15 protein-coding genes are annotated in these 17,870 nt (G+C 61.3%); all 15 read right to left on the bottom strand.

Annotated elements, in window-relative coordinates:
- Nucleotides 1-2 precede the first annotated feature (2 nt).
- The 15 genes from fliI to V7787_RS13715 all read right to left on the bottom strand — a co-directional run bounded on the left by fliI (nt 3) and on the right by V7787_RS13715 (nt 17,870).
- Complete coding sequence (fliI, locus tag V7787_RS13785) at nt 3-1,358, bottom strand: flagellar protein export ATPase FliI (RefSeq protein ID WP_010955088.1); 1,356 nt, start codon at nt 1,356-1,358, stop codon at nt 3-5.
- Entirely contained in the window at nt 1,348-2,145 is a 798-nt protein-coding gene (gene fliH, locus V7787_RS13780; RefSeq protein WP_104886517.1) for a flagellar assembly protein FliH, read from the bottom strand. The genes fliI and fliH overlap by 11 nt, the downstream gene beginning before the upstream one ends.
- 162 nt (nt 2,146-2,307) lie before the next feature.
- Complete coding sequence (gene fliG, locus V7787_RS13775; protein WP_003254434.1) at nt 2,308-3,327, bottom strand: flagellar motor switch protein FliG; 1,020 nt, start codon at nt 3,325-3,327, stop codon at nt 2,308-2,310.
- A complete protein-coding gene (gene fliF / locus V7787_RS13770; protein ID WP_064491808.1) occupies nt 3,320-5,098 on the bottom strand; it encodes a flagellar basal-body MS-ring/collar protein FliF in 1,779 nt (592 codons plus the stop codon). The genes fliG and fliF overlap by 8 nt, the downstream gene beginning before the upstream one ends.
- A 15-nt stretch (nt 5,099-5,113) precedes the next feature.
- The gene (gene fliE, locus V7787_RS13765) at nt 5,114-5,446 is read right to left on the bottom strand and encodes a flagellar hook-basal body complex protein FliE (protein WP_003254438.1); all 333 of its coding nucleotides are present in this window, start codon (nt 5,444-5,446) and stop codon (nt 5,114-5,116) included.
- A 263-nt stretch (nt 5,447-5,709) separates the two neighbouring features.
- Nucleotides 5,710-7,065 carry a sigma-54-dependent transcriptional regulator gene (locus V7787_RS13760; protein ID WP_104886518.1) on the bottom strand — a complete coding sequence of 452 codons (1,356 nt, stop codon included), beginning with the start codon at nt 7,063-7,065 and terminating at the stop codon, nt 5,710-5,712.
- Entirely contained in the window at nt 7,065-8,282 is a 1,218-nt protein-coding gene (locus V7787_RS13755) for a sensor histidine kinase (RefSeq protein WP_104886519.1), read from the bottom strand. Before V7787_RS13755 ends, V7787_RS13760 begins: the two co-directional genes overlap by 1 nt.
- A 202-nt stretch (nt 8,283-8,484) precedes the next feature.
- The gene (fleQ, locus tag V7787_RS13750; RefSeq protein ID WP_020191674.1) at nt 8,485-9,960 is read right to left on the bottom strand and encodes a transcriptional regulator FleQ; all 1,476 of its coding nucleotides are present in this window, start codon (nt 9,958-9,960) and stop codon (nt 8,485-8,487) included.
- 170 nt (nt 9,961-10,130) lie between these two features.
- Complete coding sequence (locus tag V7787_RS13745) at nt 10,131-10,424, bottom strand: flagellar protein FliT (RefSeq protein WP_104886520.1); 294 nt, start codon at nt 10,422-10,424, stop codon at nt 10,131-10,133.
- Nucleotides 10,425-10,442: 18 nt separating this feature from the next.
- On the bottom strand, nt 10,443-10,838 hold the full coding sequence (gene fliS / locus V7787_RS13740) for a flagellar export chaperone FliS (RefSeq protein WP_104886521.1): 396 nt from the start codon (nt 10,836-10,838) through the stop codon (nt 10,443-10,445).
- 79 nt (nt 10,839-10,917) lie between these two features.
- Nucleotides 10,918-12,273, bottom strand: coding sequence for a flagellar filament capping protein FliD (fliD, locus tag V7787_RS13735; RefSeq protein WP_104886522.1), 1,356 nt, complete (start codon nt 12,271-12,273; stop codon nt 10,918-10,920).
- An 80-nt stretch (nt 12,274-12,353) separates the two neighbouring features.
- Entirely contained in the window at nt 12,354-12,704 is a 351-nt protein-coding gene (locus V7787_RS13730; protein ID WP_104886523.1) for a flagellar protein FlaG, read from the bottom strand.
- A gap of 75 nt (nt 12,705-12,779) precedes the next feature.
- Nucleotides 12,780-14,483, bottom strand: a complete 1,704-nt coding sequence (locus tag V7787_RS13725; RefSeq protein WP_104886524.1) for a flagellin N-terminal helical domain-containing protein — start codon at nt 14,481-14,483, stop codon at nt 12,780-12,782.
- A 393-nt stretch (nt 14,484-14,876) separates the two neighbouring features.
- The gene (locus tag V7787_RS13720) at nt 14,877-15,806 is read right to left on the bottom strand and encodes a ketoacyl-ACP synthase III (protein ID WP_336088542.1); all 930 of its coding nucleotides are present in this window, start codon (nt 15,804-15,806) and stop codon (nt 14,877-14,879) included.
- A gap of 498 nt (nt 15,807-16,304) precedes the next feature.
- Complete coding sequence (locus V7787_RS13715; RefSeq protein ID WP_003254454.1) at nt 16,305-17,870, bottom strand: flagellar hook-associated protein 3; 1,566 nt, start codon at nt 17,868-17,870, stop codon at nt 16,305-16,307.

Genomic DNA, 17,870 nt, shown 5'->3' with positions numbered 1-17,870 from the left:
TATCAACCTGCCGGGGGCGTGAAAATCGCCCCCAGCTGTTCGCGGCTCTGCGCCATGCCCACGTTCTCGCGCAGGCCCTGGCGCAGAAACTCAACCAGCTTCGATTGCAAGGCAATGGCCAGGTCAGTCTCCGGATCACCGCCGGCTACATAGGCACCCACGCTGATCAGGTCGCGGCTTTGCGACAGGCGCGACCACAGTTGCTTGAACTTCTGCGCCTGGCGCAAGTGGTCGGCATCGACCACTTGGGGCATGACCCGGCTGATCGACGCTTCGATGTCGATGGCCGGGTAATGGCCTTCCTCAGCCAGCCGACGCGACAGTACAAAGTGGCCGTCAAGCACGCCCCGCGCCGAGTCGGCGATCGGGTCTTGCTGATCGTCGCCTTCAGACAGCACGGTATAGAACGCAGTGATCGAACCACCGCCTGGTTCGCCATTGCCTGCCCGCTCCACCAGCTTGGGCAGCTTGGCGAACACAGAGGGCGGGTAACCCCGGGTGGCTGGCGGCTCGCCGATGGCCAGGGCAATTTCCCGCTGGGCCTGGGCGAAACGGGTCAACGAGTCCATCAGCAACAGCACATTCTTGCCTTTGTCGCGGAAGTACTCGGCAATGCGCGTGCAATACATGGCGGCGCGCAGGCGCATCAGCGGCGCATCGTCGGCCGGCGAAGCCACCACCACCGAGCGCTTGAGGCCCTCTTCACCAAGGATGTGCTCGATGAATTCCTTCACCTCGCGCCCCCGCTCCCCGATCAGGCCGACCACGATGATTTCGGCTTCGGTGAAACGGGTCATCATGCCCAGCAATACCGATTTACCCACACCGGTACCGGCGAACAGGCCTAACCGCTGGCCACGGCCGACGGTAAGCAGGCCGTTGATACTGCGAATGCCCACATCCAACGGCTTGCTGATAGGGTCGCGGTTGAGCGGGTTGATCACCGGGCCGTCCATCGGCACCCAGTCCTCGGCCTTCATCCCGCCCTTGCCATCCAGCGCACGGCCGGCGCCGTCGAGCACCCGGCCCAGCATGCTCATGCCCATGGGCAGGCGGCCGCCGTCATCCAGCGGGACGACCCGGGCCCCCGGGGCAATCCCGACGATGCTGCCCACCGGCATCAGAAACACCTTCGGCCCGGCAAAGCCCATGACTTCGGCCTCGACCTGCACGGGGTGATAACTGTCATCGTTGATCACCAGACAGCGGCTGCCCACTGCAGCGCGCAGGCCTTCGGCTTCCAGGGTGAGGCCGACCATACGCAGCAAACGGCCTTCGACGATGGGCTGGGCCGGCAGCTCGATGGCCTCAGCGTAAGTGCCCAGGCGCTTGCCGAAGCTGGTGCGTTCAAGGCGCATCTGGGCTGTCCACGGTACGCTCGACCGGCGCGTCCAGGTCTATCGACATGTCTGGCGCCGCCGGGTGCAGGGAATGATCGTGCAACTGGTCGAACAGCTGCGCCACCGCTTTTTCGATACGCGTTTCCATGGTGGCATCGATACGGCTGTGGGCCGTCTCGATGCGGCAACCACCCGGTAGCAGCGCGCTGTCTTCCAGCAGCCGCCAGTTCTCCTCATGGCGTTCGCGCAGGGCCTTGGCCAGCTCGAAATCCTGCGGGTTGAGGTGGATGCGGATATTGTCCGCACCCATGGGCAGCAGCTTGAGCGCTTCGCGCAGCACTTGGGTGATCTGGCTGGAATCGTTGCGCAGCTCGCGGCCGATCACCTGGCGGCTCATGTGCGCGATAAGGTGCACCAGGCTTTTCTCGATCTGCGTGTCCTGCTCGGCAATCGGCTCCATCAGGTTGGCCATCAGCCGCTCGAGGCTGTCGAGTTTGGTTTTCAGGGCCTCTTCGGCCTCCTGGCGAACCTTGAGCTGGGTGCTGTGGAAGCCCTCGCGCTCACCGGTTGCGAAGCCCTCGTTGTAAGCCTCCTGACGGATGGCTTCGAGCTCTTCCAGGGTCAACGGCTGGACTTCTTCCAGCGGCACTTCCTCGACTTCCTCGATGACCTCGGGCTCAGGCTCAGGCTCCGGTTCGGGCTCCGGTTCCGGTTCCGGGTCGAAGCTTGGCAGCGTCCACACATCCACGCCCTCGAGGTCGCGGGCACGGATCAGGTCGCTGGGGTGGTGTTCTTTGGTGGGCATGCTGTCATGTTCTCAAACCATGTTCGGCCGACACGGTCCCTTGTAGGAGCGGGTTCACCCGCGAATGCGTCGGCAGCGACAACCTCGATTGCCAGGACCGACGCCTTCGCGGGTAAACCCGCTCCAACAAAAGGCGGCGTCGGCTATGGGATCGCGAATACCTTAGATCATTTCCTCGGCGCCCTTGCCGCCGAGCACGATCTCGCCGGCCTCGGCCATGCGCCGGGCAATGGTGAGGATTTCTTTCTGCGCGGTTTCCACGTCGCTGACCCGTACCGGCCCTTTGGCCTCCAGATCGTCACGCAGCAGTTCCGAAGCACGTTTGGACATGTTCTTGAAGATCTTGTCCTTGACCCGCTCGTCGGCACCCTTGAGCGACACCACCAACACGTCGGAGGACACTTCGCGCAACAGCGCCTGGATGCCCCGGTCGTCGACGTCGGCCAGGTTGTTGAAGACGAACATCAGGTCTTCGATCTGCTCCGACAGGTCGCTGTCGATTTCGCGGATCGCGTCCATCAGTGCGCCTTCCACCGAGCTGTCGAGGAAGTTCATGATGTCGGCAGCACGCTTGATACCACCCAGGGTGGTGCGCGCGGCGTTGGAGTTGCCCGAGAACTGCTTCTCGAGGATCTGGTTCAGCTCCTTCAGCGCCGCGGGTTGCACGGTGTTCAGCGATGACACGCGCAGGACGATGTCCAGGCGCACCTTGTGGTCGAAGTTGCTCAGCACTTCACCGGCCTGGTCCGGGTCGAGGTAGGCGACCACGATGGCCTGGATCTGCGGGTGCTCGTAGCGGATCACGTCGGCCACGGCACGCGGCTCCATCCACTTGAGGCTGTCCAGGCCGCTGGTATTGCCGCCGAGCAGGATGCGGTCGACCAGGCCGTTGGCCTTGTCCTCGCCCAGGGCCTGGTTGAGCATCTTGCGGATGTACGCATCAGAACCGACGCCCAGGCTGGTCTGGTCGCCGACGATGTCGACGAACTCGCTCATCACCTGTTCGACCTGGTCACGGTGCACATTGCCCATCTGCGCCATGGCCACACCCACCCGCTGCACTTCCTTCGGGCCCATGTGCCGCAGCACCTGGGCCGCATCGGTCTCGCCCAGCGAGAGCAGGAGGATCGCCGCCTTGTCGACGCGGCTCAGCTTGGCGGTAACGGCTCGGTTATCACTCATCGGCGTTGATCCAGTCTTTCACGACCTGAGCCACACGGCCCGGGTCTTCGGCCACCAGGCCTTTGATTGCGTTGAGCTGTGCCTCGTAACCCTCGCTCGGGCTAGGCAGCAGAATGCTTGTCGGGCCACCCAGGCTGACGCGGTCGTTGGCCAGTTCGCCATCCAGACCCATCATGCCGCCCAGCTCCATGTCACTGTCCGGGGCAGCCTGCTTGCCGCCCCCGGTAATGTTGTTCAGCACTGGCCGCAGCACGCCGAACACCAGCACCAGGATGAACACCACGCCCAGCACCTGCTTGACGATATCCCAGAACCACGGCTGCTGGTAGAAGGCGATGTCGGCGATTTCCTCGCCACGGTCGGCGGCGAACGGCACGTTGATCACCGTCACGCTGTCGCCACGACTGGCATCGAAGCCAACTGCGTCCTGCACCAGGCGGGTAAAGCGCGCCAGGTCCTCGGCGCCCCATGGCGCACGCGTGGTATCGCCAGTGGCCGGGTCGATCTTGACCTGGTCGTCCACCACCACCGCTACCGACAGACGGGTCATGCGCCCCTGCTGCTGGCGAGTGTGGCTGATGGAACGGTCCAGCTCAAAGTTCTTGGTGCTCTGCTGACGTTTGTCTGACGGGTACGGCGCGAGCATCGGCTGACCGGTGGCCGGGTCCATGATCTGCTGGCCGTTGGCATCCACCAGCGGTTGGCCAGGCTGAATGGCGGCAGCCGGGGTAGCCGCGCCACCGGTGGTCTGCGGTGCCGAAGCGGCGCCTGGCGGCTGGTTGCTCAGCGCGCCAGGCACGCCTTGAGGGCCTTGGCTGCTGGCACGTTGTTCGTCAACCGACTGCTCGCTGCGCAACGCCGGCTGGTCGGGGTTGAACTGTTCGGAGGTGGACTCGACCGCGCTGAAGTCGAGGTCGGCGGACACTTCGGCCTTGTAGCGGTCGTTGCCCAACACCGGCTGCAGAATGTTGTGCACACGCTGGGTGAGCATGCTTTCCACCCGGCGGCTGTAGTCGAACTGCTTGCCGGCCTGGGTCAGCGCGGAATCCTGAATCTGCTCGGACAGCAGGTTGCCTTTCTGGTCGACGACGGTGACCTGGGATTTGTCCAGTTCCGGCACGCTGGTGGCGACCAGGTTGACGATGGCCATCACCTGCCCGGCTTCCAGTGCACGGCCTGGGTACAGCTCGACCAGTACCGAGGCGCTGGGCTTGCGTTCATCACGCACGAACACCGAACTTTTCGGGATGGCCAGGTGCACGCGCGCGGCCTTGACGTTGTTGAGGCTGGAAACGGTACGGGCCAGTTCGCCTTCCAGGCTGCGGCGGTAGCGGGTGGCTTCCATGAACTGGCTGGTGCCCAGGCCCTGCTCCTTGTCGAGCAGTTCGAAGCCGACATTGCCGTCGCTCGGCGCCACGCCGGCGGCTGCCAGTTTCAGGCGCGCACGGGAGAGGTCGTCGGCCTTGACCAGCAGGGCCCCCGAGTTGGGCTCCACGTTATAGGGGATGTCAGCAGCGGCCAGGGTGTCCATGACCTGCTTGGTGTCCATGCCCGACAGGCTGCCGTACAACGGACGGTAATCGGGTTGTTGCGACCACAGCACCACGGCAAAGCCGATGGCCACGCTGGCCGCCAGGCCGACCATGAGGCCGATCTGGCGCAGCATGGGCATCTGCGAGATGTTTTCCAGAAACGCCATGCCAAACAGCGGCGGCTTGGCCGCTGGCGAGCCAGCTTTGGCGGGGGCGTTTTCGACGACTGCTTCAGCCATGGGTTACATCCGTCCTCAAACCGGCATCTGCATGATGTCCTGGTACGCCTGGACCAGCTTGTTGCGTACCTGGGTCATGGCTTGCATCGACACGCTGGCCTTTTGCGAAGCGATCATCACGTCAGTCAGGTCGACGCCGCTTTTGCCGATTTCGAACGCGTTGGCCAGTTGGGTCGAGGCCTGCTGCGTCTCATGCACCTTGCCGATGGCCTGGCCGAGCATGTCGGCGAAGGTGCTTTGCCCTGGCGCCAGCTCGGGGGCGGCAGTTACCTTGGGCAGCGACATGGCATCGGCCTGCATGGCCCGCATGTCCAACATCAGACGATTGAATTCAACACCTTGGCTCATGACCCTTCTCTCTCCTGCGGCCGCATTTTTTTGACACTCATGCGGCGAATGACCTACCTAAAGCAACAAAGGTGCCAGCCTTCGCGACTAATTTCCCTGGGATCACACAATTCCTGTGGGAGCGGCCTTGCGTCGCGATAGGGACGCAAAGCGGCCCCAGGACTTCAGCTCCGCCGCAAAGATCGCCGGGGCCGCTTTGCGGCCCTATCGCGACGCAAGACCGCTCCCACAGAGGTCCGCGCCAGTTGCAGATGATTTGCCAGTCAGCCGAACAGACTGGCCTCGACGTCAAACCCGGCATCGCGCATCTGCGCCAGCTTGTAGCGCAACGTCCGCGGACTGATCCCCAGGCGTTCGGCCGCCTCTTTGCGGCGGCCGCGCTCGGCGCGCAGGGTGTCGATGATCATCTGGTACTCGTGGCGACGCATGTCATCCCCCAGGCCGCCGGCATCAGCAGCCACCTCGAGAGATGGCTCGGTGCCAGCCGACAATGGAATGGCGCCTGCCAGACAAAAATCCGCCGCCTCGATCACGCCACCCTGCTGCAGAATCAACGCCCGCTGCAGGGCGTTGTCCAGTTCGCGCACGTTGCCCGGCCAGGCATATGCCTGCAGGCAGGCCCGAGCCGCTGGCGAGAGGCGCACCGGGGCATGCTTCATCTTGGTCACATGGCGCGCCAGCAGGCGCTCGGCCAGCTGCAGGATATCGCCCGGCCGCTCACGCAGCGGGCGCCAGGCCAGCGGGAACACCGACAGGCGGTAGTACAGGTCTTCGCGGAAGCGCCCGGCCGCCACTTCGCCGGCCAGGTCGCGGTTGGTGGTGGCCAGCACCCGAATGTCCAGGCTGATCGGCTTGCGCCCGCCTACCCGCTCCACCTCGCGCTCCTGCAGCACACGCAGCAGCTTGGCTTGCAAGGCCATGGGCATTTCCGAGATTTCGTCGAGCAGCAGGGTGCCGCCTTCGGCCTGCTCGAACTTGCCCGCCTGAGCCGCGATAGCACCGGTGAAGGCACCCTTCTCGTGGCCAAAGAGGGTGGCCTCGAGCATGTTGTCGGGGATCGCCGCGCAGTTGATCGCCACGAAGGGCTGCGCCGCACGCGGGGACTGCTGGTGAATGTAGCGCGCCAGCACTTCCTTGCCAGTACCGGACTCGCCGGAAATCAGCACGGTCGAGTCACTGCGCGCCACACGGGCCGCCAGCTCCAGCAATTGGCGGCTGGCCGGCTCGCAGGCCACCGGCCCTTCTTCGCCGGTCACACGTCCGGCGGCATGCCGCTCCACGAGGTTGAGCAGCGCCTTGGGCTCGAACGGTTTGACCAGGTAGTCGGCGGCGCCTTGGCGCATGGCCTCGACCGCACGCTCGACGGCGGCATGCGCCGTCATCAACAACACCGGCAACTGTGGCTGCTGGCGGCGCAGCTGGCTCAGCAACTGGTGCCCATCCATACCGGGCATGTTGACGTCACTGACCACCAGGCTGAACGCGTCTTCGAGTACGGCCTCCAGCGCTTCTTCGGCACTGCCCACTGCCTGATAGGCGAAACCGCCGATTTCCAGGGTATCGCCCAGCGCCTGGCGCAATACGCGGTCATCCTCGACCAGCAGCACCTTGATTGCCATTACACCCCCTCCGCCAATTGCCCGTCGATCAACGGCAGCTCTACCCGCACGCAGGTACCACGGCCGACTTTCGAGCGCAGGTTGATCGTGCCCTGATGCGCACGCACCACCGCCTTGACCACGGCCAGGCCCAGGCCGGTACCGGTGGCCTTGGTGGTAAGGAACGGCTCGCCCAAACGGCCGAGCAAGCCTGCATCGATGCCGCTGCCGGCATCGCTGACGCACAGGTGCAAGCTACGTTCGCGGCGGTACAGGTGCACCTTCAGCCGCGCCGGGCCATCGCTGGCCTGCAGGGCATTTTCAATCAGGTTGAGCAAGGCGCCGACCAGCGTGTCGCGGTTGCACAGCAGCTCACCCAGATGACTGTCGCACTGCCAGCGCACGGCGTGCCCCTGCACATGCGCCTGGGCCGCCTGCTGCAGGGCCTGGAACAGCGCTTTCGGGGTCACCCGATCCCCCAGCGGCAACTCGCCACGGGCAAACACCAGCATGTCGCGCACCTGGTGTTCCAGCTCGTGCAGGCGTTCCTTCAAGGTTGCGGCGAAACGCAGGCGGGTTTCCGCGCTCAGCGTTTGCTCGCTATCGGCCAGGTGGCTGGCATACAGCATGGCTGCGGACAGCGGCGTACGGATCTGGTGAGCCAGCGAGGCAACCATGCGCCCCAACGACGACAGGCGCTCGTGGCGAGCCAGCTGGTCCTGGAGGCGACGGGTTTCAGTCAGGTCGTTGAGCAGCACCAATTGGCCAGGCTCGGCATCCAGCGAGCGGGTGGCGATCGACAGGCGGCGACCGTCGCGCAGCGAGACTTCGTGGCCGTCGTCCTTGCGCGGGGCAAAGCTACGGGCGATCACCTGGCGCCACAATTGGCCGATCAGAGGCTCACCGAGCAACTCGCAGGCGGCCGGGTTGGCTTCGCGCACCAGGCCCTGGCCGTCGATCACGATCACCCCGCCGGGTAGCAAGTCCAGCAGGTTCTGCAGGCGGTTGGCCAGGCGTTCCTTTTCACTCAGTTCGTCGATGCGCTGGGCGCTGACCACGGCCAGCTCACCTTTGAGCTCACTGACCCGGGCTTCAAGCAGGCTGTAGGACTGGCTCAGCTGGCTGGACACCTGATTGAACAGGGCGAAGGCTTGCGCGATACCCTGGCCGCTGTCCTGCGCGACCGGGGTTTGCCCCTGCTGATCGGGGGCTCGGGATACGTGGGCGGCCTGGGGCATCGTGCTCTCTCGCGTGGCTGACCGTCATAAAAACGGTGTGTTGCCAGCGGTGTAGCAATAGCCGTGCCGGAGATAGGGATTTGTGCCGGCCTCTTCGCGGGCAAGCCCGCTCCCACAGGGATATCACCGAATTGAAGATGTGCATCGATCCTGTGGGAGCGGGCGTGCCCGCGAAGAGCCCGGCACAGGCAACCGCCAGGCTTCAATCTTCCGCCTGTTCCTCGCCGCCTTGGCGGCTCATGCCGTACTTGCGCATTTTCTCGACCAGGGTAGTACGGCGAATACGCAAACGTTCAGCCGCGCGCGCAACGATACCGTTGGCATCGTCCAGCGCCTGCTGGATCAGGCCCTGCTCCAGGCTACCCAGGTAGTCCTTGAGGTCCAGGCCTTCGGGCGGCAGCATGGCGTGGTTGCTGAAGTTTGGTGTGTGGCCATTGATCGCCACGCGCTCTTCCAGATCGCTGCGCAGGCTGTCGACCATCTGCTCGTCTTCGTCATCGACATAGCGGAATTTCTTCGGCAGTTCCGACACGCCAATGACCCCGTACGGGTGCATGATCGCCATGCGCTCGACCAGGTTGGCCAGCTCGCGCACGTTGCCCGGCCAGCCGTGACGACACAGCGACATGATCGAGGCGGAATTGAAGCGAATGGAACCGCGCTTCTCGTGCTCCATGCGCGAAATCAGCTCGTTCATCAGCAACGGGATGTCTTCCACCCGCTCACGCAGCGGCGCCATTTCGATAGGGAACACGTTCAGGCGGTAGTACAGGTCTTCGCGGAAGGTGCCGTCCTCGATCATGGTTTCGAGGTTCTTGTGCGTCGCAGCGATGATGCGCACGTCGATGCTCTGGGTCTTGTTGCTGCCCACGCGCTCGAAGGTACGCTCCTGCAGCACACGCAGCAGCTTGACCTGCATCGGCAACGGCATGTCGCCAATTTCATCGAGGAACAGGGTACCGCCGTTGGCCAGTTCGAAACGCCCGGCACGGCTGGTGATGGCCCCGGTAAAGGCGCCCTTCTCGTGGCCGAACAGTTCGCTTTCCAGCAGCTCGGCCGGGATCGCGCCACAGTTGACCGGCACGAACGGCGCTTCGCGGCGCTTGGAATGGTAGTGCAGGTTGCGCGCTACCACTTCCTTGCCGGTGCCCGACTCACCCAGGATCAGCACGCTGGCGTCGGTATCCGCCACTTGCTGCATCATTTGCCGCACGTGCTGAATGGCACGACTGGTGCCAACCAGGCTGCGGAACAGATTGGGCTCGCGCTGGCGACCGCGCTCGCGCGCCTGGTCATACATTTCGCGGTAGACCTGGGCACGGTGCAGCGAATCCAGCAGCTGGCTGTAGCTTGGCGGCATTTCCAGGTTGGAAAGCACCCGGCGGCGAAGGTCTTCCGGCAGCTCGGCGGAAGAAATTTCACCTAAAAGCAAAACTGGAAGGAACTCATCCCACGCAGCCACTGTCTTAAGCAACCCAAGCAGATTGCCCGGAGCATTTACGGTGCCGATGAGCACGCACAGCACTTCGCGGCTCGAGGACAATGGCTCGACCGCCTGCTGCCAGTCATGGCTGGCACACGCGAGGTTTTCTTCGCCGAGGAAGTTCAGCACCACCGCAAGGTCGCGGCGGCGCGCGCTGTCGTCATCGATCAGCAGAATCTTGGTTTCACGCCACATGCAATAGCAACTTCCCTAGTCATATCGGCGCCCTGCAGGGGCGTGCTCGACATCATTCCGACTGAATGGTCAGTGTTCGGACGTCTGAAATTCGAAAACAGCCACTAGTAAAGTCAAAAACTTAAAGGCAGTCAAATTTATGGCGTCGAAGCGTTGCTCTCTGCCCAGCTTCAGCTGAACAGATGGTATACCTTTGTGGCGTGTTTCGCTTGGTTGATATTCGACATTTGTGCGACCAAGGATTGACGCTCGTCACTTGCAACGTCGATCAGCTGACGATAAACCGCCATCAACGCTTCCAGATTGGCCCGGATTGCGGCCTCATCATCCAGATTCTCTTGCAGTAATTCATCCATCAGCGTACGACAGGCCAAGTCCAACTCACCAATGGCCGCCCAGTCGCGCACTTGCAGGGCCTCGCTCAGGGCAAGGCGGGTGTCTTCGATTTGCTGCAGCGCGCTCATGGGGGGCTCCTTAGGGTGTTATTGCTCGGCGGAGGCGATGGCATCCCAGCCGCTTTTGACAGTGATCATCAATTGCGCGACTTCGTCGATAATAGCCGGATCACTGTGCAAGTTGGCCTGCATCAGGCGTGTGGTCATGTAGGCATATAACTCATCCAGGCGATCCAGTTCTTCGGGGTTTTCCGCCTTTTCCCGGTCCAACCCTTCACGCAAGCCACCAATAATGTCGATAGCCTTACCCAGCAAGATACCCTTTTGAGCAACGTCTCCACGACTGATTGCACCCTTTGCCTGAGCCATGCGGTCAAGCCCGCCCTCCATCAGCATTTGCACCAAACGATGAGGGGTTGCCTCGGAAATTTGGGCATGGGAATTGACCTTCTGGTACTGGCGAAGGGCTCTCATCGGGTGCATGGGAAATCCTCAGTGAACTTGGTGCAACAGTGGCAGCATACCTAGGTAATCGGCACTGCCCCGGCTTTCTTTAGGGTGATCAATCGTCGCTATTGGACTTGTTCAGTGCGTTCAGTGTAGCCATCACGCTGTCACTACTGGCTTTGAGCTGGGCGACTAGCGTATCCATAGCATTGTACTTTTTGGTCAAGGTTTCGGTCAGCGATTCGATGCGGCGATCGAGTGCCTCCTGGGAGGACTCGAGCTCCTTAAGCTGCGCAGTCAGGCTGGTCTGCCGCGAGGCAAGGATACCCCCCGTCTTGGCATAGCCCTCAGTCGCCGAGGTCATACGGGTCAACAAGCCTTCTTTGCCAGTGAACAGGTCACTGATATCGGCGGCATGGGTTTTTACCGCGTCGTTCCATTTAGTCTCATTCAGCTCCAGCAGCCCGGTTTTCTGGACCGTATTTACACCCAGTTGAGACAAGGTCTTCAAACCGCCCTCACCCACCGAACGTGTCAGCTCGCTGCGGATCGAGTTGACCATCGAACGCATCGTGGCATCCCCAGTCAGTGCGGCGCCGGTGGTGCTACTGCCATCAGCGCCTGCCGTTACCTTTGTTACGCTGTTGATAGACGTCATCAGCGCATTGTAGGCAGTGATGAACGACTGCACGGAGGTCTTGAGGGTATCGGTGTTATTGCTGACCGAGAGCGAAACCTTACCCTCTTTGACCAGCTCGATATTCACACCACTTACTGCATCAGTCACCGAATTGGAGGCTGATTCAAGCTCAAGACCATCGAGCTTGTACTTGGCATTCTGTGGAACGGCAATGGTCTTGGTATCGACTGCCAAGTCAGAGCCACCACCCAATGTCAGTTCGGTACCCGCCCCCATCTTGGTCGAAGAAAACACCAGACGCGAACCACTGGCATCGGTCACGATGTTGGCAGTGACACCCTTGGACTGCAACTGGCTATTGATACTATCCCGCGTCTGCTGCAACGTTGCCCCGTCCGCAATGTTGACGCTATAGGTGGTATCGCCCTGACCGATAGTCAGGGTCTGCGCCTGGCCGCTACTGTTGATCACCGCAGATGCGCCACTGTATACCTTGGTGGAAATCTTAGAAGCGGTAGCCAACTGGGTCACTTCTAACGAGTACGTTCCTGTCGACACACCATCGGCGATGGTGATATTGGCCACCGCCTTGTCAGAAGACGTCGCGCTCAAGCCGTTGAAGCTTGTAGCGGTATTGAGCTTGGCAATCGCGGACCGATAAGTGTCGAGTGCACTTTTGACAGTGCCAATGGCCGACAAGGACGTAGTCGCCTTCTGAGTCTGGGTATTGATCTGCGCCTGCTTAGGTGCTTTTTCGGCAGCCGTGAGGGCCGCGACGATTTCATCGATCTTAAGGCCAGAACCCAGGCCGGTAATGGTTGCACTCGCCATCTTTAACTTTCCTTTTCGGTGACCGTCGAACATTCGACGAAAACGCGTCCGTGCGGCTTTACAACAAAAGCCGTGCCAACTCAGGCCTGGGTGTCGAACAACAGGCTGCCGGCATCCTTGAGGTTTTCCGCCAGTTTCAGCGCCACTTCCGAAGGCAGCTGGCGGATGACTTCGCCACTTTGACGGGCTATGACTTTGACCACCACCAGACCGGAGGCTTCATCGATCGAAAAGTCGAGTTGTCGCTCTGAAGCCTTTACGAAGTCCTGGATCGCATTTACAGCGGTTTCCAGCTCTTTTCGAGCTACAGGCTTAGATTCTTTGGCGACAGGCTCGTCAGCTGCCTGTTCGCTTGCTTGCCGCTTGCTCGTCGACGTGTCGGGCGCAGCGGAGGCGGGATAGGACAGGCCCAGTTTCACGCTCATATCCATTTCTTACACCTCTTTTCTTGGAAAGACGAAAGGGTACGTCGCCGTACCCTTCGTCAAACTACTCAGCTTTTGAAATTAGCCCAGCAGTTTCAGTACCGACGACGGCAGCTGGTTGGCCTGAGACAGAATCGCAGTGGAAGCCTGTTGCAGGGTTTGCTGCTTGGTCAGCTCGGCAGTTTCCGAAGCGAAGTCGGCGTCCTGCACACGGCTGCGGGCCGCAGTGGAGTTTTCCGAGATGCTTTGCAGGTTAGAAACGGTGCTGTTGAAACGGTTTTGCACCGCACCCAGCTGGGCGCGCTGGCTGTCGACCTGCTGGATGGCGGAGTCCAGAGCTTGAACGGCTTGCTGCGACGCGTCGGCAGTCAGGATGCTCAAGTCGGACATGGTAGTATTTTGCACAGCCGCAGTGGTGGAACCAGCGGTCAGACCCAGCATGGTCAGGCCGGTACCAGCGCTACCTTCAGAGATCTTGATGTCGTTGTCGGAGAACAGCGAGATCTTGTCGGCGCCAGCAGTGGTCACCTTGGAAGCAGTCACGCCAGTGCTGGCGCTGTTGATGGACGAGATAATCTCGTCCATGGTCGAGCCTTGGTTGAACTTGACTTCTACGCCGTTGATGTTCAGCGAGGTGTTGGCGGTCAGTTTGGTTTCGGTAGTGCCGGCCGACAGACCCAGCGCAGCGAGAGTACCCGCGCCATCTGCACCCGAACCATCAGCCAGGGTGATTGCCTTACCAGTTGGAACACCGGCGTCAGTGGAATCCAGCTGCAAACGGCCATCACTGGTCAGGCTGGCAGTAACACCAGTGTTCGCGGTTTCAGCATTGATCTTCGAAACCACGCTTGCCGCGCCACCCAGAGGATCGGCAGCAGCCAGGGCAATCGACACGCCATTGATGTTGATTTCTGCATCGTTGTTCAGCGCAGTGGTTTTGGCAGCAGTGCTCTCAGTGGTACCTACACCAGCGATCAGCCCGCCCGCAGTCGCAGAAGTAGTGAACGCCTTCTTCGAGCTCATGATGATGCCAGTACCGGCATCATCCAGCTTGGCGGTTACGCCAGTGTCAGCAGTTTTGGCGTTGATGGCCGAAACTGCCTGAGCAATAGACGAACCTGAAGCGATGGTGATATCAGTGCCAGCCAAAGTCAGCGTTTGATCATTGGTTGCGTCAGCGGTGTAGAGACCACCCGCCTGGTAGTTCAGCGAACCAGTAACCGAAGCCTTCATCTGGGTAGCGACACCAGCAACGTTGGCCTCGCTGTAGGTACCTTTCAGACCGGTAGCGCTCAGGTTGCTCATGCCGAACGAGATGGTTTCGTTAGCGTTGGCGCCAACCTGGAATGAAGTGCTGCCGAACGAGCCGTCCAGGAGGTTACGGCCACCAAAGGTGGTGGTGCTGGCGATACGGTTCAGTTCGCCGGTCAGGGCAGTGAATTCTTGCTGCAGGGAAGCACGGTCGTCATCGCTGTTCGAGCCGTTGGCGGATTGCAGGGCCAGTTCGCGCATACGCTGCAAAATGTTGGTGGATTCCTGCATCGCGCCTTCAGCGGTCTGGGCGATGGAGATACCGTCGTTGGCGTTTTTCACGCCGACGGCCAGGCCTTTGACCTGACTGGTCAGACGGTTGGCGATCTGCAGGCCAGCGGCGTCGTCTTTGGCGCTGTTGATTTTCAGGCCAGAGGACAGGCGGGACATGGAGGTGCCCAGCGCGTCGGAAGCACGGTTCAGGTTCTTCTGAACGCCCAAGGAGGTGATGTTAGTGTTAACGGTCAAAGCCATGACGAATTCCTCGTTGTATGGATACTGCGGCTTCCGGCCCTGGCGACAGCCGGGTGTGGCCTAGAGAACCTTCGTAATGGTTATCGTCGGGTGTGCGGGTTGCTTGAGGGTTTTTTCAAAAAAAAAATACTGGCATGGGGCCAGCCCTGAGAAATCAAGGGGTTAAGGGCGGTTTATTGGCGTCAAAAACTGTTTGGAATGGGCTGAATGCCTCATCCCGTCTGTAGGGGCGGGTTCACCCGCGAACACCGGCGAAGCCGGTGCCATAGACCGAGCTGCCTTCTTCGCGGGTGAACCCGCTCCTACAATGGGCTGCGTCAGGCAGACATTTATTTTCGGCAGAAAAAAAGCGCCGGGCGGTGGCCGCCGGGCGCTTTTGGGGGCTGACTGGGGTCAGTCGCGGTACAGGATGGCCGAGCCCCACGACAGGCCCACGCCAAAGCCACTGATCGCCACGCGCTTCCAGCTGCCATCGAGCATGTGCTTCTGCAGCAGCAGCGGAACACTGGAGGACACCGTATTGCCGGTTTCCAGCATGTCCTTGACGAACTTCTCCGGGTGTTGCTCTTCAAAGCGTCGCGCCACGGCGTCGACAATCGCCGCACTGCCCTGGTGGATGCAGAAGGCGTCGATATCCGACGACTTCAGGCCGCTGGCATCCAGCAGCTCGTGCAGGTGCGCTGGCACTTTGATCAGGGCGAAGTTGAATACCTGGCGGCCATTCATGAAGAATTTGCCGTCACTGACTTTCAGGTGCTCGGCACCGGAACCGTCAGTGCCGAAACGCGCCTGGCCCAGGTTCCAAACCGCGTCTTCACCCATCCAGGTTGCCGTGGCGGCGTCGCCGAACAGCATGGTGGTGTTGCGGTCTTCCGGGTCGACGATCTTCGAATACGGGTCGGCGGTGATCAGCAGGCCGTTCTTCAGGCCTGCCGCCTCCATGAAGCCTTTGATCGCATACAGGCCATACACATAGCCGGAGCAGCCCAGCGACACGTCGAACGCCGCCACGCGGGTAGACAGGCCAAGTTTGCTCTGGACGATGGCTGCGGTGTGCGGCAGGCCTTCTTCGTCGCCGTTCTGGGTGACCACGATCAACGCATCGATCGATTGCGGATCAAGGTCGGGGTTGCTGGCGAACAGCGCCTGGGCGGCTTCTACGCACAAGTCGGAGGTTTCTTGCTCTTCGGCCTTGCGCGGCAGGAACGACGCACCGATCTTGCCGAACATGAACTCTTCGTCCTTGCCGAACTTCGCACCCTGAACGTAGTTGTCCAGGCCAGCGGTGGGCACGTAACTCGCAATGCTTTTGATGCCAATCATTCTGGCTTCCCAATGAAAACAGCCAAAGACCACCACTCGATGAATTGAGGGCGCCAAATACCGGAGCGGTCACCGCCAGGGGTTGTAGCCAGGGCTCGCCTGCGCACCGGTAACAAAATGCTGCAACAGCTGCTGCATAGAATACAGGGAAGATGAGCGTTTTGACTCATTGGTCACATTGAAATGCTACGAAAGCCGTGGCGAGGGTGTGGGGACTGGGGAATTTTTGGAATGACCGGGCGGGCACTGGACCCCGAATGATCAGCTTCGCAACCGATATCGATGGGGCCGCTTCGCGGCCCTTTCGCGACGCAAGGCCGCTCCCACAAATACGCCACCTTCAGGAGAGAGGACGACCTGGACTGCCCCCAAGAAGCTGGACACCAATCCAACCCTGGGGAGCAGCCCAAATACGCCACCCTCAGGAGAGAGGAGGACCTGTGGGGGGCCTTGTGTCGCGATAGGGCTGTGCAGCAGCCCCAGGATCAGGCAGGCAGATTAGATCTTGTCGAACAGGCTTAGCTGAGAAATGCGCGCAAACGCCAACTGCGAAGCTTCAAGCATGGCCTGCTGCAGGGTCAGCTGAATGGTGGCCGAGGCCATGTCAGTATCGCCAATGGCACTTTGTGTGCTTTGGTTGGCCAGCCCCAGGCTTTCGTTTTCCTGCGCCTGAATATCCAGCGAGTTGCCCCGCGCACCGATCGAACCACGGGTAATGTCGATACGATCCCGGGCACTGGCCAGGTTGGAAATCGCCGAGTCGGTGGCGGTTTTCAGTGCAGCCTGCGCCTCGGGTGTGTCCAGTGGCTTTTCGAGAGCGCTGCGTAGCTGCCCCAGGGTGTCCAGTACGTTCTGCGTGCGATGGGTATTGGCATTGACCGAGAACTGGTCGCCTTGCTTCGGCGCGCTGTCGAACTGGTAGGTAACGCCTGCCACCGTCACTGCGTTGCCCGCCCCTACTGTACCCGAGCCAATCGGCTTACTGTCGGCACTGTACGGCTGCGCATACAGAGAATACTCGGTGTCGCTGGTGAAGCGGATCACCGCGCCGTTGCTTGGGAAGGTGCTACGGTAAGCTTCCGGGTCGGTAACGCTGGTGCCGGTCACCTGCGCCGTCGACGGGTTGCCCGCGCTACGCGTCGCCGTGAGGGTATCGGGCTTGGCTTCGAGGGTGAACACATGGCCGGCAACGACGGCGTCAGCATCGTCACCTTCCGCCAGGTTCAGGTTGATCTCGAAGTCGACACCGCGCAGCGAGATCATCTTGCCGCCTTCGGTATTGACGTCGAACTTGCCCTTGCCGGCGGTTTCATTGGTGATGTCATTGCCGGCGGCATCCCTCACGCTGTACTCGGTGGCACTGGTGAAGGTGACAGAATACGGCTGACCAGCGGCAAACTGATTGCCGTAGGTGGTGGCCGAGGTCAACAGGCCGCCAGACAGCAATACCTTGCCGTCATCCGGCGACGGTGCTACCAGGCTCGACTGGGTGCGGCTGTTATTGGTGGCCTGGTCGAAAATGCTGTAGCCGGTGTCGTTGGTCGCCAGGCGCAAGGTGTCGGACACCTGCAGGCTCAGCTGGGTCTGGTCGCCCTGGTAGCTGTAGGTGCCGTCGGCGTTGCGCACATAGGGCGGGGTCGACGACTTGGAGCCGCCAAACATGTAGTCGCCGTTGGCATCGCGCGAGTTCAGCAGACCGAACACGTTGGCTTCGATTTCCTTGATCTCGCTGGCGATCGAGGTACGGTCGGCATCGCTCAGGCCCCCGTTACCCGCCTGGATCGCCAGCTCGCTGGCACGCTGCAGGGCATCGTTGATGGTCGATAGCACGCTCTCTTCCTGCAGCAGGGCGTTCTTGACCGTGGTCATGTTTCCGCTGTACTGCTCCAACAAGGCGCTCTGTTGCTGCAGCACAAGCAAGCGCGCAGCGCCGACCGGGTCGTCACCGGCCGACTGGATGCGCGATTTGGAGGTGACCTGTTCGGTAATCTTGGCCAAGTTGGAGTAGTTCTGGGAGTAGCTAGTGGCGCTGGTCTCATAGAACTGAGCAGTTGAAATACGCAC

It is taken from the genome of Pseudomonas sp. CGJS7 (assembly GCF_036961695.1).
This window is presented reverse-complemented; position numbering and strand designations above follow the sequence as displayed.